This is a genomic window from Streptomyces sp. NPDC000345, from assembly GCF_042898825.1.
GTDB lineage: Bacteria > Actinomycetota > Actinomycetes > Streptomycetales > Streptomycetaceae > Streptomyces.
Genome location: NZ_JBIAZE010000025.1, coordinates 84,551 through 102,785, shown reverse-complemented (window position 1 = coordinate 102,785; position 18,235 = coordinate 84,551). Strand labels below are relative to the sequence as shown.

The 18,235-nt window shown below is 70.9% G+C and carries 16 protein-coding genes and 1 tRNA gene; 13 read left to right on the top strand and 4 right to left on the bottom strand.

Features of this window, described 5'->3' with window-relative positions; translation table 11 throughout:
- Positions 1 to 176: 176 nt before the first annotated feature.
- From ACFY30_RS38185 to ACFY30_RS38160, 6 genes are all read left to right on the top strand, one after another.
- Entirely contained in the window at positions 177 to 986 is an 810-nt protein-coding gene (locus ACFY30_RS38185; protein WP_390849738.1) for a siderophore-interacting protein, read from the top strand.
- 130 nt (positions 987 to 1,116) lie between these two features.
- Positions 1,117 to 2,559 carry a lysine decarboxylase DesA gene (gene desA / locus ACFY30_RS38180; RefSeq protein WP_390849737.1) on the top strand — a complete coding sequence of 481 codons (1,443 nt, stop codon included), beginning with the start codon at positions 1,117 to 1,119 and terminating at the stop codon, positions 2,557 to 2,559.
- Positions 2,543 to 3,829, top strand: coding sequence for a lysine N(6)-hydroxylase/L-ornithine N(5)-oxygenase family protein (locus ACFY30_RS38175; RefSeq protein WP_390849736.1), 1,287 nt, complete (start codon positions 2,543 to 2,545; stop codon positions 3,827 to 3,829). Before desA ends, ACFY30_RS38175 begins: the two co-directional genes overlap by 17 nt.
- Entirely contained in the window at positions 3,826 to 4,356 is a 531-nt protein-coding gene (locus tag ACFY30_RS38170) for a GNAT family N-acetyltransferase (protein WP_390849735.1), read from the top strand. The genes ACFY30_RS38175 and ACFY30_RS38170 overlap by 4 nt, the downstream gene beginning before the upstream one ends.
- Complete coding sequence (locus ACFY30_RS38165) at positions 4,353 to 6,122, top strand: IucA/IucC family protein (RefSeq protein ID WP_390849734.1); 1,770 nt, start codon at positions 4,353 to 4,355, stop codon at positions 6,120 to 6,122. Before ACFY30_RS38170 ends, ACFY30_RS38165 begins: the two co-directional genes overlap by 4 nt.
- 97 nt (positions 6,123 to 6,219) lie before the next feature.
- Positions 6,220 to 7,110, top strand: a complete 891-nt coding sequence (locus tag ACFY30_RS38160; RefSeq protein WP_390849733.1) for a DUF4429 domain-containing protein — start codon at positions 6,220 to 6,222, stop codon at positions 7,108 to 7,110.
- Positions 7,111 to 7,168: 58 nt separating this feature from the next.
- Here ACFY30_RS38160 and ACFY30_RS38155 read toward each other — a convergent pair whose 3' ends face one another.
- Positions 7,169 to 8,731, bottom strand: a complete 1,563-nt coding sequence (locus ACFY30_RS38155) for a fibronectin type III domain-containing protein (protein ID WP_390849732.1) — start codon at positions 8,729 to 8,731, stop codon at positions 7,169 to 7,171.
- Between the two features lie 186 nt (positions 8,732 to 8,917).
- Between ACFY30_RS38155 and ACFY30_RS38150 the strand changes: the two genes are divergently transcribed.
- Both ACFY30_RS38150 and glmS read left to right on the top strand, forming a co-directional pair.
- A complete protein-coding gene (locus ACFY30_RS38150) occupies positions 8,918 to 9,175 on the top strand; it encodes a hypothetical protein (RefSeq protein WP_390849744.1) in 258 nt (85 codons plus the stop codon).
- Positions 9,176 to 9,199: 24 nt separating this feature from the next.
- Positions 9,200 to 11,017, top strand: a complete 1,818-nt coding sequence (glmS, locus tag ACFY30_RS38145; RefSeq protein ID WP_390660090.1) for a glutamine--fructose-6-phosphate transaminase (isomerizing) — start codon at positions 9,200 to 9,202, stop codon at positions 11,015 to 11,017.
- Between the two features lie 202 nt (positions 11,018 to 11,219).
- On the opposite strand, the gene ACFY30_RS38140 is transcribed toward glmS, so the two are convergent.
- A complete protein-coding gene (locus ACFY30_RS38140) occupies positions 11,220 to 11,783 on the bottom strand; it encodes a GPR1/FUN34/YaaH family transporter (protein ID WP_390849731.1) in 564 nt (187 codons plus the stop codon).
- Between the two features lie 261 nt (positions 11,784 to 12,044).
- The gene (locus tag ACFY30_RS38135; protein WP_133911316.1) at positions 12,045 to 12,572 is read right to left on the bottom strand and encodes a universal stress protein; all 528 of its coding nucleotides are present in this window, start codon (positions 12,570 to 12,572) and stop codon (positions 12,045 to 12,047) included.
- Between the two features lie 347 nt (positions 12,573 to 12,919).
- On the opposite strand from ACFY30_RS38135, the gene ACFY30_RS38130 reads away from it, so the two are divergent.
- The 5 genes from ACFY30_RS38130 (at position 12,920) to ACFY30_RS38110 (ending at position 16,796) form a co-directional block, all read left to right on the top strand.
- Positions 12,920 to 13,249, top strand: a complete 330-nt coding sequence (locus tag ACFY30_RS38130) for a hypothetical protein (RefSeq protein WP_390821594.1) — start codon at positions 12,920 to 12,922, stop codon at positions 13,247 to 13,249.
- A 377-nt stretch (positions 13,250 to 13,626) separates the two neighbouring features.
- Positions 13,627 to 14,865, top strand: a complete 1,239-nt coding sequence (locus ACFY30_RS38125) for a helix-turn-helix domain-containing protein (RefSeq protein ID WP_390660094.1) — start codon at positions 13,627 to 13,629, stop codon at positions 14,863 to 14,865.
- 561 nt (positions 14,866 to 15,426) lie between these two features.
- Positions 15,427 to 16,029 (top strand): oligoribonuclease, encoded by a 603-nt coding sequence (gene orn, locus ACFY30_RS38120; RefSeq protein WP_390849730.1) that lies wholly within the window; start codon positions 15,427 to 15,429, stop codon positions 16,027 to 16,029.
- 119 nt (positions 16,030 to 16,148) lie between these two features.
- Positions 16,149 to 16,221 (top strand) — tRNA-His (locus tag ACFY30_RS38115).
- 80 nt (positions 16,222 to 16,301) lie between these two features.
- Positions 16,302 to 16,796 (top strand): GNAT family N-acetyltransferase, encoded by a 495-nt coding sequence (locus ACFY30_RS38110; protein ID WP_390849743.1) that lies wholly within the window; start codon positions 16,302 to 16,304, stop codon positions 16,794 to 16,796.
- A gap of 65 nt (positions 16,797 to 16,861) precedes the next feature.
- Here ACFY30_RS38110 and ACFY30_RS38105 read toward each other — a convergent pair whose 3' ends face one another.
- On the bottom strand, positions 16,862 to 17,917 hold the full coding sequence (locus ACFY30_RS38105; protein ID WP_390849729.1) for a LacI family DNA-binding transcriptional regulator: 1,056 nt from the start codon (positions 17,915 to 17,917) through the stop codon (positions 16,862 to 16,864).
- Positions 17,918 to 18,235: the final 318 nt, after the last annotated feature.

Here is an 18,235-nt window from a genome sequence, read left to right as displayed (position 1 = left end):
CCGCGGCCCCCCCCGGGCCCCCCCCCCCCCCCCCCGGGGCCCGCGCCGGGGGGGGGGGGGGGGGGGGGGGGGGGGGGCGGGGGGGGGGGGGCCCCCCCCGGGGGGGGGGCCCGGGGGGGGGGGCGCCCCCGCGCCCCTGAAGAGCCTTGCCCTGCCCCGTCTTTCAGGAGCGCCCCATGACTACGGCCGTTGCCGCCCCGTTCCGCTTCTTCTCCCTCCGGGTCGCGCGGACGCGGCGGCTCGGCTCGTCCCTGGTCCGGGTGAGTTTCGCCGGGGAGGACCTGCGTCACTTCTTCTCCGACGGACGGGACCAGTCGCTCTCCCTCTTCCTGCCGCATCCGGGGCAGCCGGAGCCCGCCGTCCCCTTCGAACTCGGGGACGGATGGTGGCAGGGCTGGCGCGAACTGCCCGATGACGTACGGGCCGTGATGCGGTCGTACACGCTCCGCGCGATGCGGCGCGATCCCGACGAGATCGACATCGACTTCGTGCTGCACACGCCCGCCGGCCCCGCCTCCGCGTGGGCCGCCCGGGCCGCCGCCGGGGACCGGGTGGTCCTGCTGGGCCCCGCGATCGCCGACAACCGGGCCATCCGCTTCCGGCCGCCCGAGGACACCGATCAGGTGCTGCTGTGGGGAGACGAGAGCGCGCTCCCCGCCCTCTCCTCGATCCTGGAGTCGCTGCCGCCCGGACAGCGGGTGCGTGCCTGGATCGAGCTGGGCGACCCCGGGAACGCGCAGGACCTGATGACCCTGGCGGACGCCGAGATCACCTGGGTGACCGCCGGGAGCTCCCTCGATGCCGTCCGGGCCGCCCGACTCCCGTCGTCCGCGCACCCGTACGCCTGGATCGCGGGTGAGTCGGGATCCGTAAAGGCGCTGCGCCGTCACTTCGTGCACGAGCGCGGGATCGACCGCCGGCGGGTCGCCTTCGTCGGTTACTGGCGCCGCGGGTTGACGGAGGAACAGCTCCGCGAGCGCGCGTGAACGACGTGACCCCGGTCACGGCAGGGGCGGAGTTTCACCCGGGTTAAATTAGGTTAGGCTTACCTAAGTTAAACCGAGGCTCCGCCCCTGAGTCCGTCCCGGACCCGTCCCCACCCCCGGAGGGCCCCCCATGCGCTCGCACCTGCTCAATGACACGACCGCGGAGCGGTACCGCCGCTCCGTGACCGAAGGAGTCGAGCGGGTGGCCGCCAAACTCGCCGCCACCGACCGTCCGTTCACCGGCGTCACGGTCGACGCCCTCGCGCCCCGCATCGACGGGATCGACCTGGACCAGCCCCTGCACGACACCACCGCGGTGCTCGACGAGCTGGAGGAGGTCTACCTCCGCGACGCGATCTACTTCCACCACCCCCGCTACCTCGCCCACCTCAACTGCCCGGTGGTCATCCCGGCCGTCCTCGGCGAGGCCGTCCTGTCCGCCGTCAACTCCTCCCTGGACACCTGGGACCAGTCGGCCGGCGGCACCCTCATCGAGCGGAAACTGATCGACTGGACGGCTGGGCGCATCGGCCTCGGCCCGGCCGCCGACGGCGTGTTCACCTCCGGCGGCACCCAGTCCAACCTCCAGGCCCTGCTGCTGGCCCGCGAGGAGGCGAAGAGCGACACACCGGCGAAACTGCGCGTCTTCGCCTCCGAGGTGAGCCACTTCAGCGTGAAGAAGTCCGCGAAACTGCTCGGTCTGGGCCAGGACTCCGTGGTCTGCGTCCCCGTCGACCACGACAAGCGCATGCAGACGGTCGCCCTCGCCCATGAACTGGAGCGCTGCGCGAAGGACGGACTCGTCCCCATGGCCGTCATCGCCACCGCCGGGACCACCGACTTCGGCTCCATCGACCCGCTGCCCGAGATCGCCGAGCTGTGCGCCCAGTACGACACCTGGATGCACGTCGACGCGGCCTACGGCTGCGGACTGCTCGCCTCCCTCAAGTACCGGGACCGGATCGACGGCATCGAACGCGCCGACTCCGTCACCGTCGACTACCACAAGTCCTTCTTCCAGCCCGTGAGTTCGTCCGCCGTGCTGGTCAGGGACGCGGCCACGCTGCGCCACGCGACCTACCACGCCGAGTACCTGAACCCGCGTCGCATGGTGCAGGAACGCATCCCCAACCAGGTGGACAAGTCCCTGCAGACCACGCGCCGGTTCGACGCGCTCAAACTGTGGATGACCCTGCGCACGATGGGCGCCGACGGCATCGGGCAGCTCTTCGACGAGGTCTGCGACCTGGCCGTCGAGGGCTGGGACCTGCTGGCCGCCGACCCCCGCTTCGACGTCGTCGTGCAGCCCTCCCTCTCCACCCTCGTCTTCCGCTACATCCCGGGGGCCGTCACCGACCCGGCCGAGATCGACCGCGCCAACCTGTACGCCCGCAAGGCCCTGTTCGCCTCCGGCGACGCCGTGGTCGCGGGCACCAAGGTGGGCGGCCGCCACTACCTGAAGTTCACCCTGCTCAATCCCGAGACCACCGCGGCCGACATCGCCGCCGTCCTCGATCTGATCGCCAGCCACGCCGAGCAGTACCTGGGAGAGTCCCTTGACCGCGCTTCCTGACACCACGGCAAAGACCCACGACTTCGTGGGCATCGGGCTCGGCCCCTTCAACCTCGGCCTCGCCTGCCTCACCGAGCCCATCGACGCGCTCGACGGCGTCTTCCTGGAGTCCAAGCCCGACTTCGAGTGGCACGCCGGCATGTTCCTCGACGGCGCCCACCTGCAGACCCCGTTCATGTCGGACCTGGTCACCCTGGCCGATCCGACCTCGCCGTACTCCTTCCTCAACTACCTGAAGGAGAAGGGGCGGCTGTACTCGTTCTACATCCGCGAGAACTTCTACCCCCTGCGCGTCGAGTACGACGACTACTGCCGCTGGGCGGCCGGCAAGCTGAGCAGCGTGCGCTTCTCGACGACGGTCGCCGAGGTGACGTACGAGGACGAGCACTACGCCGTGCGGACCACGGACGGGGACGTGTACCGCGCCCGCCACCTCGTCCTCGGCACCGGTACGGTCCCCTTCGTCCCCGAGCCCTGCCGCGGACTGGACGGCGGCCTCTTCCACACCGCGCAGTACATGCGGCGCAAGGCGGAACTGCAGACGAAGAAGTCCATCACCATCGTCGGCAGCGGCCAGAGCGCCGCGGAGATCTACCACGAGCTGCTCGCCGAGATCGACGTCCACGGCTACCAGCTCAACTGGGTCACCCGCTCACCGCGGTTCTTCCCGCTGGAGTACACCAAGCTGACCCTGGAGATGACCTCCCCGGACTACATCGACTACTTCCGCGCGCTGCCGGAGGAGACCCGCTACCGGCTGGAGAAGCAGCAGAAGGGCCTGTTCAAGGGCATCAACTCGGACCTCATCGACGCGATCTTCGACCTGCTCTACCAGAAGAACGTGGAGAGCGGCGACCGGCCCGTGCCGACCCGGCTGCTCACCAACTCCACCCTGCACAGCGCCCGGTACGAGGACGGCGCGTACACGCTCGGCCTCCGCCAGGACGAGCAGGGCAAGGACTACGAGATCGTCACCAAGGGCCTGGTGCTGGCCACCGGCTACCACTACGAACCGCCGGCCTTCCTCGAACCCGTCCGCGACCGCATACGCTTCGACGGCCACGGCCGCTTCGACGTCGCCCGCAACTACTCCATCGACGTCACGGGCCACGGCATCTTCCTGCAGAACGCCGGCGTGCACACGCACAGCATCACGTCCCCCGACCTCGGCATGGGCCCGTACCGCAACAGCTGCATCATCCGTGAGCTGCTCGGCGGCGAGCACTACCCGGTCGAGAAGACCATCGCGTTCCAGGAGTTCTCGGTATGACCTTCACCTTCCGCCCCCTCGACCCCCTCAAGGACGCCGAGCTGCTGCACGGCTGGGTGACGCATCCCAAGGCGGCCTTCTGGATGATGCAGGACGCCAGGCTGGAGGACGTCGAGCGCGCCTACATGGAGATCGCGGCCGACGAGTACCATCACGCGCTGCTCGGGCTGCGGGACGGCGTCCCCGCCTTCCTGATGGAGAAGTACGATCCCGCCCACCGCGAGCTGGTCGGCCTGTACGAGCCGCGGCCGGGCGACATCGGCATGCACTTCCTCACGCCGCCCACCGACACGCCCGTCCACGGCTTCACCCGGTCCGTCATCACCGCCGTGATGACGCACCTCTTCGAGGACCCGGCGGTCACCCGCGTCGTCGTCGAGCCGGACGTGTCCAACAAGGCCGTCCACGCCCTCAACGAAGCCGTCGGCTTCGTGCCCGAGCGCGAGATCCAGAAGCCGGAGAAGAAGGCCCTGCTGAGCTTCTGCACCCGGGAGCAGTTCCTCGCCGCGACGGGGGTGCACGCATGACCCTCGCCGGCTCCGTGGCCCACCTCTCCCCCGACCGCTGGGAGAAGGCCAACCGCCTGCTGGTCCGCAAGGCCCTCGCGGAGTTCGCCCACGAGCGGCTCCTCACCCCCGAGTGGCGGGACGGGCGGTACGTCGTCCGCAGCGACGACGGTCTGACGTACTACCGCTTCACCGCCGTACGCCGCGCCCTCGACCACTGGCAGGTGGACGCCGACTCGATCACCCGCACCCGCGACGGCGCCGAACTCCCGCTCGCCGCACTGGACTTCTTCATCGAGCTCCGGCAGGCCCTCGGGCTGAGCGACGAGATCCTGCCGGTCTACCTGGAGGAGGTCTCCTCCACCCTCTCCAGCACCTGCTACAAGCTCACCAAACCGCGGATCACCTCGGCGGAGCTGGTGCGGAGCGGGTTCCAGGCCATCGAGACCGGCATGACCGAGGGCCACCCCTGCTTCGTCGCCAACAACGGGCGGCTCGGTTTCGGCGTCCACGAGTACCTGTCCTACGCCCCCGAGACGGCGAGCCCGGTCCGGCTGGTCTGGCTCGCCGCCCACCGCTCGCGCGCCGCGTTCACGGCGGGCGTCGGGATCGAGTACGAGACCTTCGTACGGCAGGAGCTGGGCGAGGAGACCGTCGAGCGCTTCGACGGGATCCTGCGCGAGCAGAACCTCGACCCGGCCGACTACCTCCTCATCCCCGTCCACCCCTGGCAGTGGTGGAACAAGCTCACCGTCACCTTCGCGGCCGAGATCGCGCGGAAGAACCTGGTGTGCCTGGGCGAGGGCGACGACGAATACCTGGCCCAGCAGTCCATCCGGACCTTCTTCAACCGGTCCCACCCGGAGAAGCACTACGTCAAGACCGCCCTGTCCGTCCTCAACATGGGCTTCATGCGCGGCCTCTCGGCGGCGTACATGGAGGCCACGCCCGCGATCAACGACTGGCTGGCCCAGCTCATCGACAACGACCCGGTGCTGAAGTCGACCGGCCTGTCGATCATCCGGGAGCGGGCGGCCGTGGGCTACCGGCACCTGGAGTACGAGGCGGCGACGGACCGCTACTCGCCGTACCGCAAGATGCTCGCCGCGCTGTGGCGGGAGAGCCCGGTGCCGTCGCTCCAGGACGGCGAGTCGCTCGCGACCATGGCGTCCCTGATCCATGTGGACCACGAGGGGAAGTCCGTGGCGGGCGCGCTGATCGAGCAGTCGGGCCTGGCCCCGGTGGAGTGGCTGCGCCACTACCTCCAGGCGTACTACACGCCCCTGCTCCACAGCTTCTACGCCTACGACCTGGTCTTCATGCCGCACGGCGAGAACACGATCCTCGTACTGCGGGACGGGGTCGTGCAGCGGGCGGTCTACAAGGACATCGCCGAGGAGATCGCGGTGATGGACCCGGACGCGGTGCTGCCGCCGGAGGTGCGGCGCATCCGGGTGGAGGTGCCCGAGGACAAGAAGCTGTTGTCCGTCTTCACGGACGTCTTCGACTGCTTCTTCCGCTTCCTCGCGGCCGGCCTGGCCGACGAGGGGATCCTCGCGGAGGACGACTTCTGGCGCACGGTCGCCCAGGTCACCCGCGCCTACCAGGACGCGAACCCCGAACTCGCCGACCGGTTCCGCCAGTACGACATGTTCGCCCCCGAGTTCGCCCTGTCCTGCCTCAACCGGCTCCAGCTGCGTGACAACCGGCAGATGGTGGACCTCGCGGACCCCTCGGGCGCCCTCCAGCTGATCGGCACCCTGAAAAATCCCGTCACAGGGTTCTGATCAAGACGCACGGGCTCCCCGGGTGCGGTCCTCGGGGAGCCCGTCGTCGGCTCCGGCGTCCGCCGGGGCCGTGACCGCCCGGTGCCAGAATCTCCCCATGGCGGAAATCCTTCAGAAGGACGGTACCTGGGTCTTCGACGGCGACGCGCTGCGGCTGACCCCGGGGCGGGACAAGGGAGTCGGGCTGCTGCGCCGGGAGCTCGGTGAACTCGTCGTCCCGCTGGGGGCGTTGGCGGGAATCTCGTTCGAGCAGGGGAAGCGGAGCGGGCGGCTGAGGCTGCGGCTGCGGGAGGGCGCCGATCCCCTGCTGCACGCGACCGGAGGCCGGCTGACCGAGCCGCACGACCCGTACCAGCTGATCGTCGAGTCCGACCGCTACGGCGTCGCCGAGTACTTCGTGGACGAGGTCCGCGACGCGCTCACCCTGGACCGGGTGCCGGCCGGTCCGGTGGACGCGTACCTGCTGCCCGGACCGTCCGTTCCGCTGTCCTGCTCCGCCGGGGACGGCACCGCGAGCTTCGACGGCGACCAGGTGCGCCTGGAGTGGAACTGGAAGACGGAGGACGCCAAGGCCTCCGCCGGGGCCCGCACGATCCGCGTCGAGGACATCGTGGGCGTCGAGTGGCATCCGGCCGCCGGCCTGGAGAACGGCCATCTGCGGTTCCGTGTGCGCCACGCGCCCCCCGAGGCCCCGCCGAAGTACGACCCCAACGCCGTCGAGCTGTGGGGCTTCAAGAAGGACCCGCTGATGGCGCTGGTCGCGGCGGCGGTGCAGGCCCGGCTGCCGCATCCGGCGGCCGCCCCCGAGGACCCCGTACGGCCCGCTGCCCCGCGAGCCTCCGGGCCCGGGCCGGACGTCCCGGGCGCCGGCCCCGACCACGACGCGCTGCTGCGCCGGCTGCGCGAACTCGGTGAACTGCACCGGGCCGGGGTCCTGACGGACGACGAGTTCACGATGGCCAAACAGGCGGTCCTCAGGCGCATGTGACGCGGGCGAGGACCACCTGCCGGGCGGTGCGCCCCGCCTTCCGGGCGCGCGCCCGGGGCTATCCGGCCCTGCGGGCCACCGTGAAGTGGTCGATCCGGTCCCCTGTCTCGGCGATGCCCTGGACCTTCAGGGTGGTGTAGTGGCCCTTCGGCGCGGGGGTGACGTCCACCCGCAGGAAGGAGTAGTTCAGGTAGCGCACGCGCGACCAGGTGACGGTCTCGTTCTGCTTGCCGTCCTTGACGTTGACGAAGGAGGCCACGGAGTCGACCTCGTGCTCGTGGCCCTCGTAGGAGTCCGGGGCGGTGAAGGCGTACAGGCTGCGGCCCGCCGCGCCCGCCGTCACGTACACCACGCCCTCGGTCTCGGGGTAGGCGGTGCCGCCGATCGGGAGCTTCTTGGTGACCGCGCCGCCCTTGATGACGTCCGTGCGCTCGTACTGGTGGTTGTGGCCGTTGATGACGAGGTCCACCTGGTACTTGTCGAACAGCGGCACCCACTCCTGGCGCACACCCCCCTCCGAGGCGTGCGCGGTGGAGGTGCAGTACGCGCAGTGGTGGAAGAACACGACGACGAAGTCGATGTCCTTCGCGGCCCGGAACCTCTTCAGCTGCGCCTCGAGCCACGTGGTCTGGGTGCCGCCGGAGATGCCGAGGTTGGCCGGGATCTCGAAGGAGACGTCGTTGGGGTCCAGCGAGATGACCGCCGTGTTGCCGTAGACGAAGGAGTAGACGCCCGGGAGGTTCTTCCTGTCGGGGCCGTTGTCCGGAAGGTTCCAGCGGGCTTCCTCGCCGCCGTAGCCGTTGGGCGAGTACCAGGCCTCCATGTCGTGGTTGCCGTACGACACCATCCACGGGACGGACTTGGCGACGGACTCGGTCTGGGCGAGGAACTGGTCCCAGGTGCGCGCGTCGAAGCCCGTGTCGGAGGTCTTGCCCTGGCCGGCCGGGTCGCCGTAGGCGATGTCGCCGGCGTGCAGGTGGAAGGCCGGGTTCTGGCCGAGGATCAGGCTGTCGTTGGCCAGCGCGTGGTAGCTGACGCCCTGGTCGCCGAAGGCGGTGAAGGTGAACGGCGCCTTGTGCGCGGGGGCGGTGGTGAAGGTGCCCAGGGTGCCGAGCAGGTGCGGCTCGGCCGGGTCGAAGCCGGCGTGGCCGACGCCGTAGTAGTACGTCCTGCCGGGCCGCAGGCGGGTGAGCTCGGCATGTACGTAGTACTGGGTGTGGTCGCCGGACGCGCCGACCCCGGCCGGGGTGTACAGGGTGCGCACCTCGGCCTCGATCTTGCGGGAGAGGTCCCACGGGTGGGCACCGATGCGGAGGAAGGGCTTCTTCACCGCGACCGGGACCTGCCAGGAGACGGTGATCTCGGTGCGCGGGTCGTTGCCCCAGGCGAGGTGGCGGCCGAAGGGGGCGACCAGGGAGCCGTCGACCGGCTCGGTGCGGGTGAGGGGCTGCGTGGGGGTGGCGGCCCGGGCCGTGGCGCCGGTCACGAACGCGCCACCGGTGACGGCGCCGAGGGTGACCGCGCCGCCCCTGATCATCGTGCGCCGGGAGAAGCGTGCGCGCAGGTACTCGTGCTGCTCGGCCATGCTCATGCGTCCGGCGAGCTGCTCCGGTACGCCCATGCGAGGAGTGTCCATGACGTCTGAAACTCGTCGCCCCGGGCGACGGATCGCCGGACGCCACATGGACGGATCACGAACAGGCGCTCATAACACATTCAAGGTTCGACCAAGGTCCCTTAACAGGCTCCTGCCCGAATTCGGGCAGGTTCCTTGCGAAACCCGCTCGCGTACCTCAGGATCTACCGGGTGCACGACGAACTTGTTGATCACCTGACGCGGTCCACGCCCCTCCAGCGGGGCGAGGCGCTGCGGGTGATCCAGGACGTGCTCGCCTATTTCGACGAGACGACCGAGGATTTCGTCCGTCGCCGCCACCGCGAGCTCCAGGCCCAGGGCCTGGTGAACGCGGAGATCTTCGAACGGATCGCGGCGGACCTGCAATACCGGGCGGTCGCGCCGCCGGAGCTCTCGCTCAGGCAGCTGCGGCGCATCGTCTACGGGTGATCGAAAGCTTGGGGATACCTATACATGTGCGGAATCGTCGGATACATCGGCAGGCGTGACGTGGCCCCGCTGCTGCTGGAAGGCCTGCAGCGGCTGGAGTACCGCGGCTACGACTCGGCGGGCATCGTCGTGACCTCCCCGAAGACCGCCGGTCTGAAGATGGTCAAGGCCAAGGGCCGGGTCCGTGACCTGGAGGCCAAGGTCCCGGCGCGCTTCAAGGGCACCACCGGCATCGCCCACACCCGCTGGGCCACCCACGGCGCGCCCTCCGACGTGAACGCCCACCCGCACATGTCGGCCGACAACAAGGTCGCCGTCGTCCACAACGGCATCATCGACAACGCCGCCGACCTGCGCCGCAAGCTGGAGGCGGACGGCGTCGAGTTCCTCTCCGAGACCGACACCGAGGTGCTCACCCACCTCGTCGCCCGCTCCCAGGCGGAGACCCTGGAGGAGAAGGTCCGCCAGGCCCTCCGGCTGGTCGAGGGCACGTACGGCGTCGCCGTCATGCACGCGGACTTCTCGGACCGCATCGTCGTCGCCCGCAACGGCTCCCCGGTCGTCCTCGGCATCGGCGAGAAGGAGATGTTCGTCGCCTCGGACATCGCCGCCCTGGTCGCCCACACCCGCCAGGTCGTCACCCTGGACGACGGCGAGATGGCCACCCTCAAGGCGGACGACTTCCGGACGTACACCACGGAGGGCACCCGCACCACGGCCGAGCCGACCACGGTGGAGTGGGAGGCCGCGTCCTACGACATGGGCGGCCACGACACCTACATGCACAAGGAGATCCACGAGCAGGCCGACGCCGTGGACCGCGTGCTGCGCGGCCGCATCGACGACCGCTTCTCCACCGTGCACCTCGGCGGCCTCAACCTGGACGCCCGCGAGGCCCGGCAGATCCGCCGCGTGAAGATCCTCGGCTGCGGCACCTCGTACCACGCCGGCATGATCGGCGCCCAGATGATCGAGGAGCTCGCCCGCATCCCGGCCGACGCCGAGCCCGCGTCCGAGTTCCGCTACCGCAACGCGGTCGTCGACCCCGACACCCTCTACATCGCCGTCTCCCAGTCCGGTGAGACGTACGACGTCCTCGCCGCCGTCCAGGAGCTGAAGCGCAAGGGCGCGCGGGTCCTCGGTGTCGTGAACGTCGTCGGCTCGGCGATCGCCCGCGAGGCCGACGGCGGCATCTACGTGCACGCCGGCCCCGAGGTGTGCGTGGTCTCCACCAAGTGCTTCACCAACACCACGGTGGCCTTCGCCCTGCTCGCCCTGCACCTCGGCCGCACCCGCGACCTCTCGGTCCGCGACGGCAAGCGGATCATCGAGGGGCTGCGCAAGCTGCCCGGCCAGATCGCGGAGATCCTCTCCTACGAGGACGAGATCAAGAAGCTGGCCGCGGAGTTCGCCGAGGCCCGCTCGATGCTCTTCATCGGCCGCGTCCGGGGCTACCCGGTCGCCCGTGAGGCCTCCCTGAAGCTCAAGGAGGTCTCCTACATCCACGCCGAGGCCTACCCGGCCTCCGAGCTGAAGCACGGCCCGCTGGCCCTGATCGAGCCCGCCCTGCCGACCGTCGCGATCGTCCCGGACGACGACCTGCTGGAGAAGAACCGCGCGGCCCTGGAGGAGATCAAGGCCCGCAGCGGCAGGATCCTCGCCGTGGCCCACGAGTGCCAGGAGAAGGCCGACCAGACGATCGTCGTCCCCAAGAACGAGGACGAACTGGACCCGATCCTGATGGGCATCCCGCTCCAGCTGCTGGCGTACTACACGGCGAAGGCTCTCGGCCGGGACATCGACAAGCCGAGGAACCTGGCGAAGTCGGTCACGGTCGAGTAGTCACGGCCGGCCGGACGAGCCGTACGACGAGACATGGCGGACCGGGCGCCGTAGGCCGCCCGGTCCGCTCCAGGCCCCGTGGGCTCAGCCCCGCGGGGCCCGGTTGTGCCCGGACAGGGAACGGACCCCGCGTGACGCCTCCGGTCACGGGGGTCCGTCCGGGTCGCCGGGGAGGCCCGGCTCCCCGGCGTCGGCTGCCCGTTCAGCCGGTGGCCGTCACACCCCGGCCGGCAGCCCGCCGTGGAAGCGCCGTGGGCCAGTGGGCCATCGCCGCTGTCGCCGCGTACCACGCCACCGCGCCCGCGACGACCGCGAACCAGCCGCCGGCCCGGGTGAGCGAGTCGCTGTCGGCGAACCGCGCGACGGCCATCAGGACCAGCGCGACCAGGAACAACCCGTAGGTGCCCCGGGTGAGTTGGTCCCCGCCCGCCGCGGCCAGGGAGAGCGCCACGAGGGCGAACAGGAGCAGGAAGAGTCCGGCGGCGTTGTCGGAGACCTGTGCGCCGGCGGAGACGGCCCAGGTGAACCACAGGGCGCCGAGGACGGTGAAGGCCGTACCGTCGGCCGTGTCGCGGTCCCGGAGGGCCAGCAGGCCGACGACGAACAGCGCGACGCCGCCGACGTAGTGGGCGACGGATACGGCGTCCGCCGCCGTCACGCCGTCGATCAGGTCGGTGTACCCGAGACCGAACGCCAACAGGGTGATGCCCAGGGCGAGTCGGCCGACGATCGTGGTGGTGCTTCCCGCGGAGACGTCATTGTCCACGGCGGGCTCCCTTCATGCGGTGGTGCGATGCGCGGTGACCGATATATGCCCTTCACAAGGGCACAAACACCTCCGCGTGTGAACGGATTCATGCGCCGCACAAGGGAGTTGACGGGAGGGAGACAGGAGAGTCGCGTGGGACGCGAGAGCCGGCGGACCGCTCCACCGCATCGGACGAGCTGCAGAGGACCACGGGGAGCCACAGAGGACCACGGCGAGCTCCACAGGACTGCGGCCGGCTCTACACGATCACGACGAGCCCTAAGGGATCACGATGACGGGCCGCTTCGCCCGCTTGGCGAGCCGCCCCGCGACCGAGCCGAAGATCCGGCCCACGATGCCGTGCGTCGAGCCGACGACGATCGCGTCGGCCTCGTACTCCCGCCCCACCTCTTCGAGTTCGTGGCAGATGTCGCCGCCGCGCTCGACCAGGATCCAGGGCACTTCGGCGAGGTAGTCCGCGCAGGCCAGCTCCAGCCCGAGCACCTCGGTGCGGTGGTCCGGCACATCGACGAAGACCGGCGGCTCGCAGCCCGCCCACACGGTCGTGGGCAGCCGGTTGGCGACATGGACGATGATCAGGCCCGCACGGGAGCGGTGGGCCATGCCGATCGCGTACGCGAGGGCGCGCTCACTGGAGGTCGAGCCGTCGAAGCCGACGACGACGCCGTGCTTGAAGGCGGGATCGCACGTGGGGCGCGCCTCTTCCGCCGCCAGGGGCTCGGCCGCCGTGGGGTCGGCGACGGGCCGCTTGCGGTCCGCGGGTTCGAAGAATTCGTGACCGGCCATGGCTGTCTCGGCGTATCGATCCTTATACGGGAGGGACGACAGTCCTTGTTGTGGGTGCCTGCTTACGGGTGGGACGGCAGTGAGCGGCGGAGCTGTGTCCGGGAATCATCTTCCCAACCCCATACCCCCAAGGGTACGGCGGCACTCCTCCTACGCCCAGTTCCCCGCGCACCCTCGGTGGGGGTTCCAGGGAGCATGCACGAGCAGGCGCCCGTAACGCAATGGTTGCTGCCCCGTACAGGCGGTTTGCACAGGATTCCCTCGGCACCGGCGGCAGGACGGGAGTGACCGACCGGCCGCAGCGGCGTTGAGCACGTGTACCGCCGACCCAGGGAGGAGCCCGCCCCATGCCCTCGTCCCGCACACCCTCCCCCTCCCGCCCCGGCGACGAGCGCACCACCGACCTGATCCGCTGGGCGGCCTTCTCCTGCGTCCTCGTCCCGGTGGTCCTCCTCTGGTACGGCACCTCCCTGGCCGGCGCCGCCGGCACCGCCCTCGGCCTCGCCGCCGTCACGGCCGTCTGCCGGCTGCTGCTGCGCCAGTCCGAGCGGGGCGCGGCCCGGTCGCTGCCCGGGAATCACCCACCGCCCGCGCACCACCGGGGGCGCCATCAGCGCACCGGAACGGGGGCGCACCGTGGCGGTCGTCACTCCGGTGGAAACTCACCGGTCGGTTGACCGGTTTTCACGCACCGGGACGTTGCTTTTCAGCCAACTTCCGCTTCCTGCGCATCTCTTGCCGTAACCACCCCCCACCCCCCGTGCCACCTGCGCGGATAAGCCCTCGGGGGCCTTGCGCACCCTACGGGGATTGGCCACTACGACGAGGCGCACTTCCCTGCACGCTCCACGAGTGCAACGCTTCGTGATCGAATGCTTCACGCCAAGTTGCCAAGTCGACAATCTGCCGGGTGCTGAACTGGCCACGCCGGCATCACGCGACACAGTAGATTCGATCTTGACTGTCTACGGCGGGGGACTCGTGCAGGACCGAGGGGAAACGTGCAGGAGCGACACAACCGAGGAGCCGCGACCACCGAGGGGGGCTTAGCAGGATGAGCCACGACTCCACTGCCGCGCCGGAAGCCGCGGCCCGGAAGCTTTCCGGGCGACGCCGCAAGGAGATCGTCGCGGTGCTGCTGTTCAGCGGCGGCCCCATCTTCGAGAGTTCCATTCCGCTGTCGGTGTTCGGGATTGACCGCCAGGACGCCGGCGTGCCGCGCTACCGCTTGCTGGTGTGCGGCGGCGAAGAAGGCCCGCTGCGGACCACGGGGGGCCTGGAACTCACCGCGCCGCATGGCCTGGAAGCGATCTCGCGGGCGGGCACGGTCGTCGTGCCGGCCTGGCGTTCGATCACTTCTCCGCCACCGGAGGAAGCGCTCGACGCGCTGCGCCGGGCGCACGAAGAGGGCGCCCGCATCGTGGGCCTGTGCACCGGCGCGTTCGTGCTGGCGGCAGCAGGTCTGCTGGACGGCCGCCCGGCCACCACCCACTGGATGTACGCACCGACGCTGGCCAAGCGCTACCCGTCGGTGCACGTGGATCCACGAGAACTCTTCGTGGACGACGGCGACGTGCTGACGTCGGCGGGCACAGCGGCCGGAATCGATCTCTGTCTTCACATCGTGCGGACGGACCACGGCAACGAGGCGGCCGGGGCGCTGGCCCGTCGTCTGGTGGTCCCCCCGCGCCGGTCGGGCGGCCAGGAGCGCTACCTCGACCGGTCTTTACCGGAGGAGATCGGCGCCGACCCGCTCGCCGAGGTCGTCGCCTGGGCGCTGGAACACCTCCACGAGCAGTTCGACGTGGAGACGCTCGCGGCGCGCGCCTACATGAGCCGGCGCACCTTCGACCGCCGCTTCCGCTCGCTGACCGGAAGCGCGCCGCTGCAGTGGCTGATCACCCAGCGGGTGCTGCAGGCGCAGCGTCTGCTGGAGACGTCGGACTACTCGGTGGACGAGGTCGCGGGCCGCTGCGGGTTCCGCTCACCGGTGGCGCTGCGCGGGCACTTCCGCCGGCAGCTGGGCTCGTCCCCGGCCGCCTACCGGGCGGCGTACCGGGCGCGCAGGCCGCAGGGCGAACGCCCGCTGGAGGCCGAACCGTCGGCGCCGGTGCCGACGGGCCCGCCTCCGGCGCTGCATCCGGACGGGCCGGGTCCGGTGCCTCCGCAGATCAGGCGCACGGCGGCGACGTCCGGCGCGATGGGATCACCGGGAGGCCTCTCGGCGGACCACGCGCGTGAGGCCTACGCGACCTCCCGCGCGAGCCTGCCGGGCCAGCGCAGCGGTATGTGAGCCACGATGCACGGCCAGGGCGGCCGGGGCGATCCACACCCCGGCCGCCCTCACCCGTTCCCACCCCCAGGGGCTCCGCCCTTAACCGCCCCCAGAACGCTCCGCCCCTGAACCACCCGGGGCCCCGGCCCCTGAACCCCCCGGGGCGCTCCGCCCCTGAACCCGCCGGGGCCCCGGCCCGTGAACCCCACCGGGTCTCGGCCCCGAGACCGCGGCAGAGGCACCGGCCGCGAACCTCGGCGAGACGTCACCCCGCGCCCCACGGCGGGGTCCGCCCATGAGCCCCGGCGGTGCCGCGCCCCTGCGCCTCGCGGGGCTGCGTCCGCGCACCCTGCCGAGGGCCACGCCCTCAACCGCGCCTCGGCCCTGAGCGGGCTCGCCTTCGAACGCCGGAGGGGGCGGAGGGGGGCGGAGGGGGTGACCCTTCTCGCAAGCGAGTCGGGGGTGGGTGGGCGGAGGACGGGTGGGCGCAGGGCGGGCGGCCAGGGGCGGAGCCCCACGCGGGGCGTCTGCGCCGACGCGGGGCGACACAAAAGGGGACCTCAGCTTTAGGGTGGTCGCATGAACGATCGCATGGTGTGGATCGACTGCGAGATGACCGGCCTCTCGCTGTCCGACGACGCGCTCATCGAGGTTGCCGCCCTCGTCACCGACTCCGAGCTGAACATCCTCGGCGAGGGGGTCGACATCGTCATCCGGCCGCCGGCCAAGGCGCTGGAGACGATGCCGGAGGTGGTGCGCCAGATGCACACCACGTCCGGCCTCCTGGACGAGCTGGCCGGCGGCACGACGCTCGCCGAGGCCGAGGAGCAGGTGCTGGCATATGTACGGGAGCACGTGAAGGAGCCCGGCAAGGCCCCCCTCTGCGGCAACTCCGTCGGCACCGACCGCGGCTTCCTCGTCCGCGACATGCCGGCCCTGGAGAACTACCTCCACTACCGCATCGTCGACGTCTCCTCGATCAAGGAGCTGGCCCGGCGCTGGTACCCGCGCGCCTACTTCAACAGCCCCGAGAAGAACGGCAACCACCGCGCCCTCGCCGACATCCGCGAGTCGATCGCGGAACTGCGCTACTACCGCGAGGCCGTCTTCGTCCCGCAGCCCGGCCCCGACTCGGACACCGCGAAGACGATCGCCGCCAAGCACGTCCTGCCCGCCGGGTAGCCGCCCCGGGAACAGCCTTCGGGCTGCCCCGGGAAAGCCGTGCGCGAGCACCCCTTCGGACCCTGTACACTTTTTCTCGGCCGGTCGGGGAAACGACACAAAGTCAACCGCCGGTCGTGGTGGGTGTAGCTCAGCTGGTAGAGCACCTGGTTGTGGTCCAGGATGTCGCGGGTTCGAGTCCCGTCACTCACCCTGAGTCATCAGCCGGTGACTTCCCGCAAGGGGGGTCACCGGCTGACGCGTTTCCGGGACCAACGGAGTCGGCCGTGCGCATGGAACCGATCACCACACCCCGCCTCGACCTCGTCCCCCTCCAGGTCGAGCACGCGGAGGAGATGGCCGCGGTCCTGGACGACCCCGCCCTGCACACCTTCACCGGCGGCGCCCCCAGCTCCCCGCGCACTCTTCGCACCCGTTACGCGCGCCTGGTCGCCGGCTCCCCCGACCCGGCCGTCTCCTGGCTCAACTGGGTGCTGCGGCTCCGGGACGCCGGCCGTCTGACCGGCACCGTCCAGGCCACCGTCACCGGCAACGGCCGCACCGCCGAGATCGCCTGGGTGCTCGGTACCGCGTGGCAGCGCCGCGGCCTGGCGTCCGAGGCGGCGACGGGGCTCGTCGCGTGGCTGCGCGAGCGTGGCGTCCGTACGGTCGTCGCCCACGTCCGTCCCGACCACCTGGCCTCGGCCGCGGTGGCCCGGGCGGCCGGACTGGCACCGACTCGGGAATCACAGGACGGCGAGCTGCGATGGCGGCTCGACACACCGTAGGCCGCCGCCGGCCGCCCCCGTCACGTCACGCCATGCCCCGGCACGCCATGTCCCGTCACGTCACCTCACGACGACGCCCGCCCCACCAGATCCGTCGCCAGCACCACCTGCCGCCGCTCCAGCCCCCGCGACACCGCGGGACGGCGGTCCGCGATCTCCGTGAGGAGGAGGTCCAGCATCCGCCGCCCCATCTCCTCGATCGGCTGGCGCACGCTCGTCAGGGGCGGGTCCATGTGGCGGGCGATGGCGGAGTCGTCGTAGCCGACCAGGGCCACGTCCTCCGGTATGCGGCGGCCCGCCTCGCGCAGCGCCTGGCGGGCACCGGCCGCCATGACGTCCGAGCCGGCGAAGACCGCGTCGAGGGCGGGAGTACGGGCGAGCAGTGCCGTCATCGCGCGGTGACCGCCCTCCTCGGTGAAGTCTCCGGGTTCGATGAGCCCCTCGTCCACCGCGTACCCGGCGTCCCGCAGGGCGTCGCGGTAGCCGTCGACGCGGCGCTGGGCGCCGTAGACGTCGAGGCGGCCGGTGATGTGGGCGATGCGGGTGCGGCCGCGGGCGAGGAGGTGCTCCACGGCCGAGCGGCCGCCGCCGTAGTTGTCGGAGTCCACCGAGGGAAGCGTCTCCCCGGCGGACCGCGGGCCGCTGATCACCGCCGGGATCTCCAGCTGGGCCAGGAGGTCGGGCAGGGGATCGTCCGCGTGGACGGACACCAGCAGAACGCCGTCCACCCGGTGCGCCGCCAGGTACTGGGCCAGCCGGCGGCGTTCGCGGTCGCTACCCGCGAAGATCAGCAGCAACTGCATCTCGGTGTCGGCGAGTTCGGCGCCCACCCCGCGCAGCATGTCGGAGAAGTACGGCTCGGTGAAGAACCGCGTCTCCGGCTCGGGGACGACGAGCGCGATCGCGTCCGTGCGGTTGGCGGCGAGGGCGCGGGCGGCCGTGTTGGGCACGTAGCCGAGTTCCGCGACCGCCGCCTCCACGGCCGCGCGGGTCGCGTCGCTGACCCTCGGGGAGCCGTTGATCACCCGGGAGACCGTGCCGCGGCCGACGCCGGCGCGGGCGGCCACCTCCTCGAGGGTGGGCCGACCGCCACTCCGCCCTCGCGCTCCGTGGCTTGCCATGGGCTCCGCCTTCCCGCCGTCGTCATCACGCTGGCCTGGAATCTAACAGTCCCGGCTCTCCGCCCCTCTCCTGGCCCAACGGTCGTTCTGTGCCGAACTGGGCGCAATGCGCATCACTCTCCGGGGTTAGCTAACAGCCGGATAACTGAACGCATCTCTCCGCGCTCCCGCCCTTGACACCCCCGCCCGAACCGACGACTCTTCAACACATCACCGGTGGGAGCGCTCCCACGGTACCTGACACATACACATCCCGCACGTTCCCCGCCCGAGCCGCAGCGAGAAACAAACGGGCCCAACCATGCAGTTGGCCGGGGG

Bases quoted from the DNA above. Each gene is read 5' to 3' on its own strand.
- ACFY30_RS38185 (WP_390849738.1), top strand. From the start codon at position 177: ATGACTACGGCCGTTGCCGCCCCGTTCCGCTTCTTCTCCCTCCGGGTC.
- desA (WP_390849737.1), top strand. From the start codon at position 1,117: ATGCGCTCGCACCTGCTCAATGACACGACCGCGGAGCGGTACCGCCGC.
- ACFY30_RS38170 (WP_390849735.1), top strand. From the start codon at position 3,826: ATGACCTTCACCTTCCGCCCCCTCGACCCCCTCAAGGACGCCGAGCTG.
- ACFY30_RS38165 (WP_390849734.1), top strand. From the start codon at position 4,353: ATGACCCTCGCCGGCTCCGTGGCCCACCTCTCCCCCGACCGCTGGGAG.
- ACFY30_RS38160 (WP_390849733.1), top strand. From the start codon at position 6,220: ATGGCGGAAATCCTTCAGAAGGACGGTACCTGGGTCTTCGACGGCGAC.
- ACFY30_RS38155 (WP_390849732.1), bottom strand. From the start codon at position 8,731: ATGGGCGTACCGGAGCAGCTCGCCGGACGCATGAGCATGGCCGAGCAG.
- glmS (WP_390660090.1), top strand. From the start codon at position 9,200: ATGTGCGGAATCGTCGGATACATCGGCAGGCGTGACGTGGCCCCGCTG.
- ACFY30_RS38135 (WP_133911316.1), bottom strand. From the start codon at position 12,572: ATGGCCGGTCACGAATTCTTCGAACCCGCGGACCGCAAGCGGCCCGTC.
- ACFY30_RS38130 (WP_390821594.1), top strand. From the start codon at position 12,920: ATGCCCTCGTCCCGCACACCCTCCCCCTCCCGCCCCGGCGACGAGCGC.
- ACFY30_RS38125 (WP_390660094.1), top strand. From the start codon at position 13,627: ATGAGCCACGACTCCACTGCCGCGCCGGAAGCCGCGGCCCGGAAGCTT.
- orn (WP_390849730.1), top strand. From the start codon at position 15,427: ATGAACGATCGCATGGTGTGGATCGACTGCGAGATGACCGGCCTCTCG.
- ACFY30_RS38110 (WP_390849743.1), top strand. From the start codon at position 16,302: ATGGAACCGATCACCACACCCCGCCTCGACCTCGTCCCCCTCCAGGTC.
- ACFY30_RS38105 (WP_390849729.1), bottom strand. From the start codon at position 17,917: ATGGCAAGCCACGGAGCGCGAGGGCGGAGTGGCGGTCGGCCCACCCTC.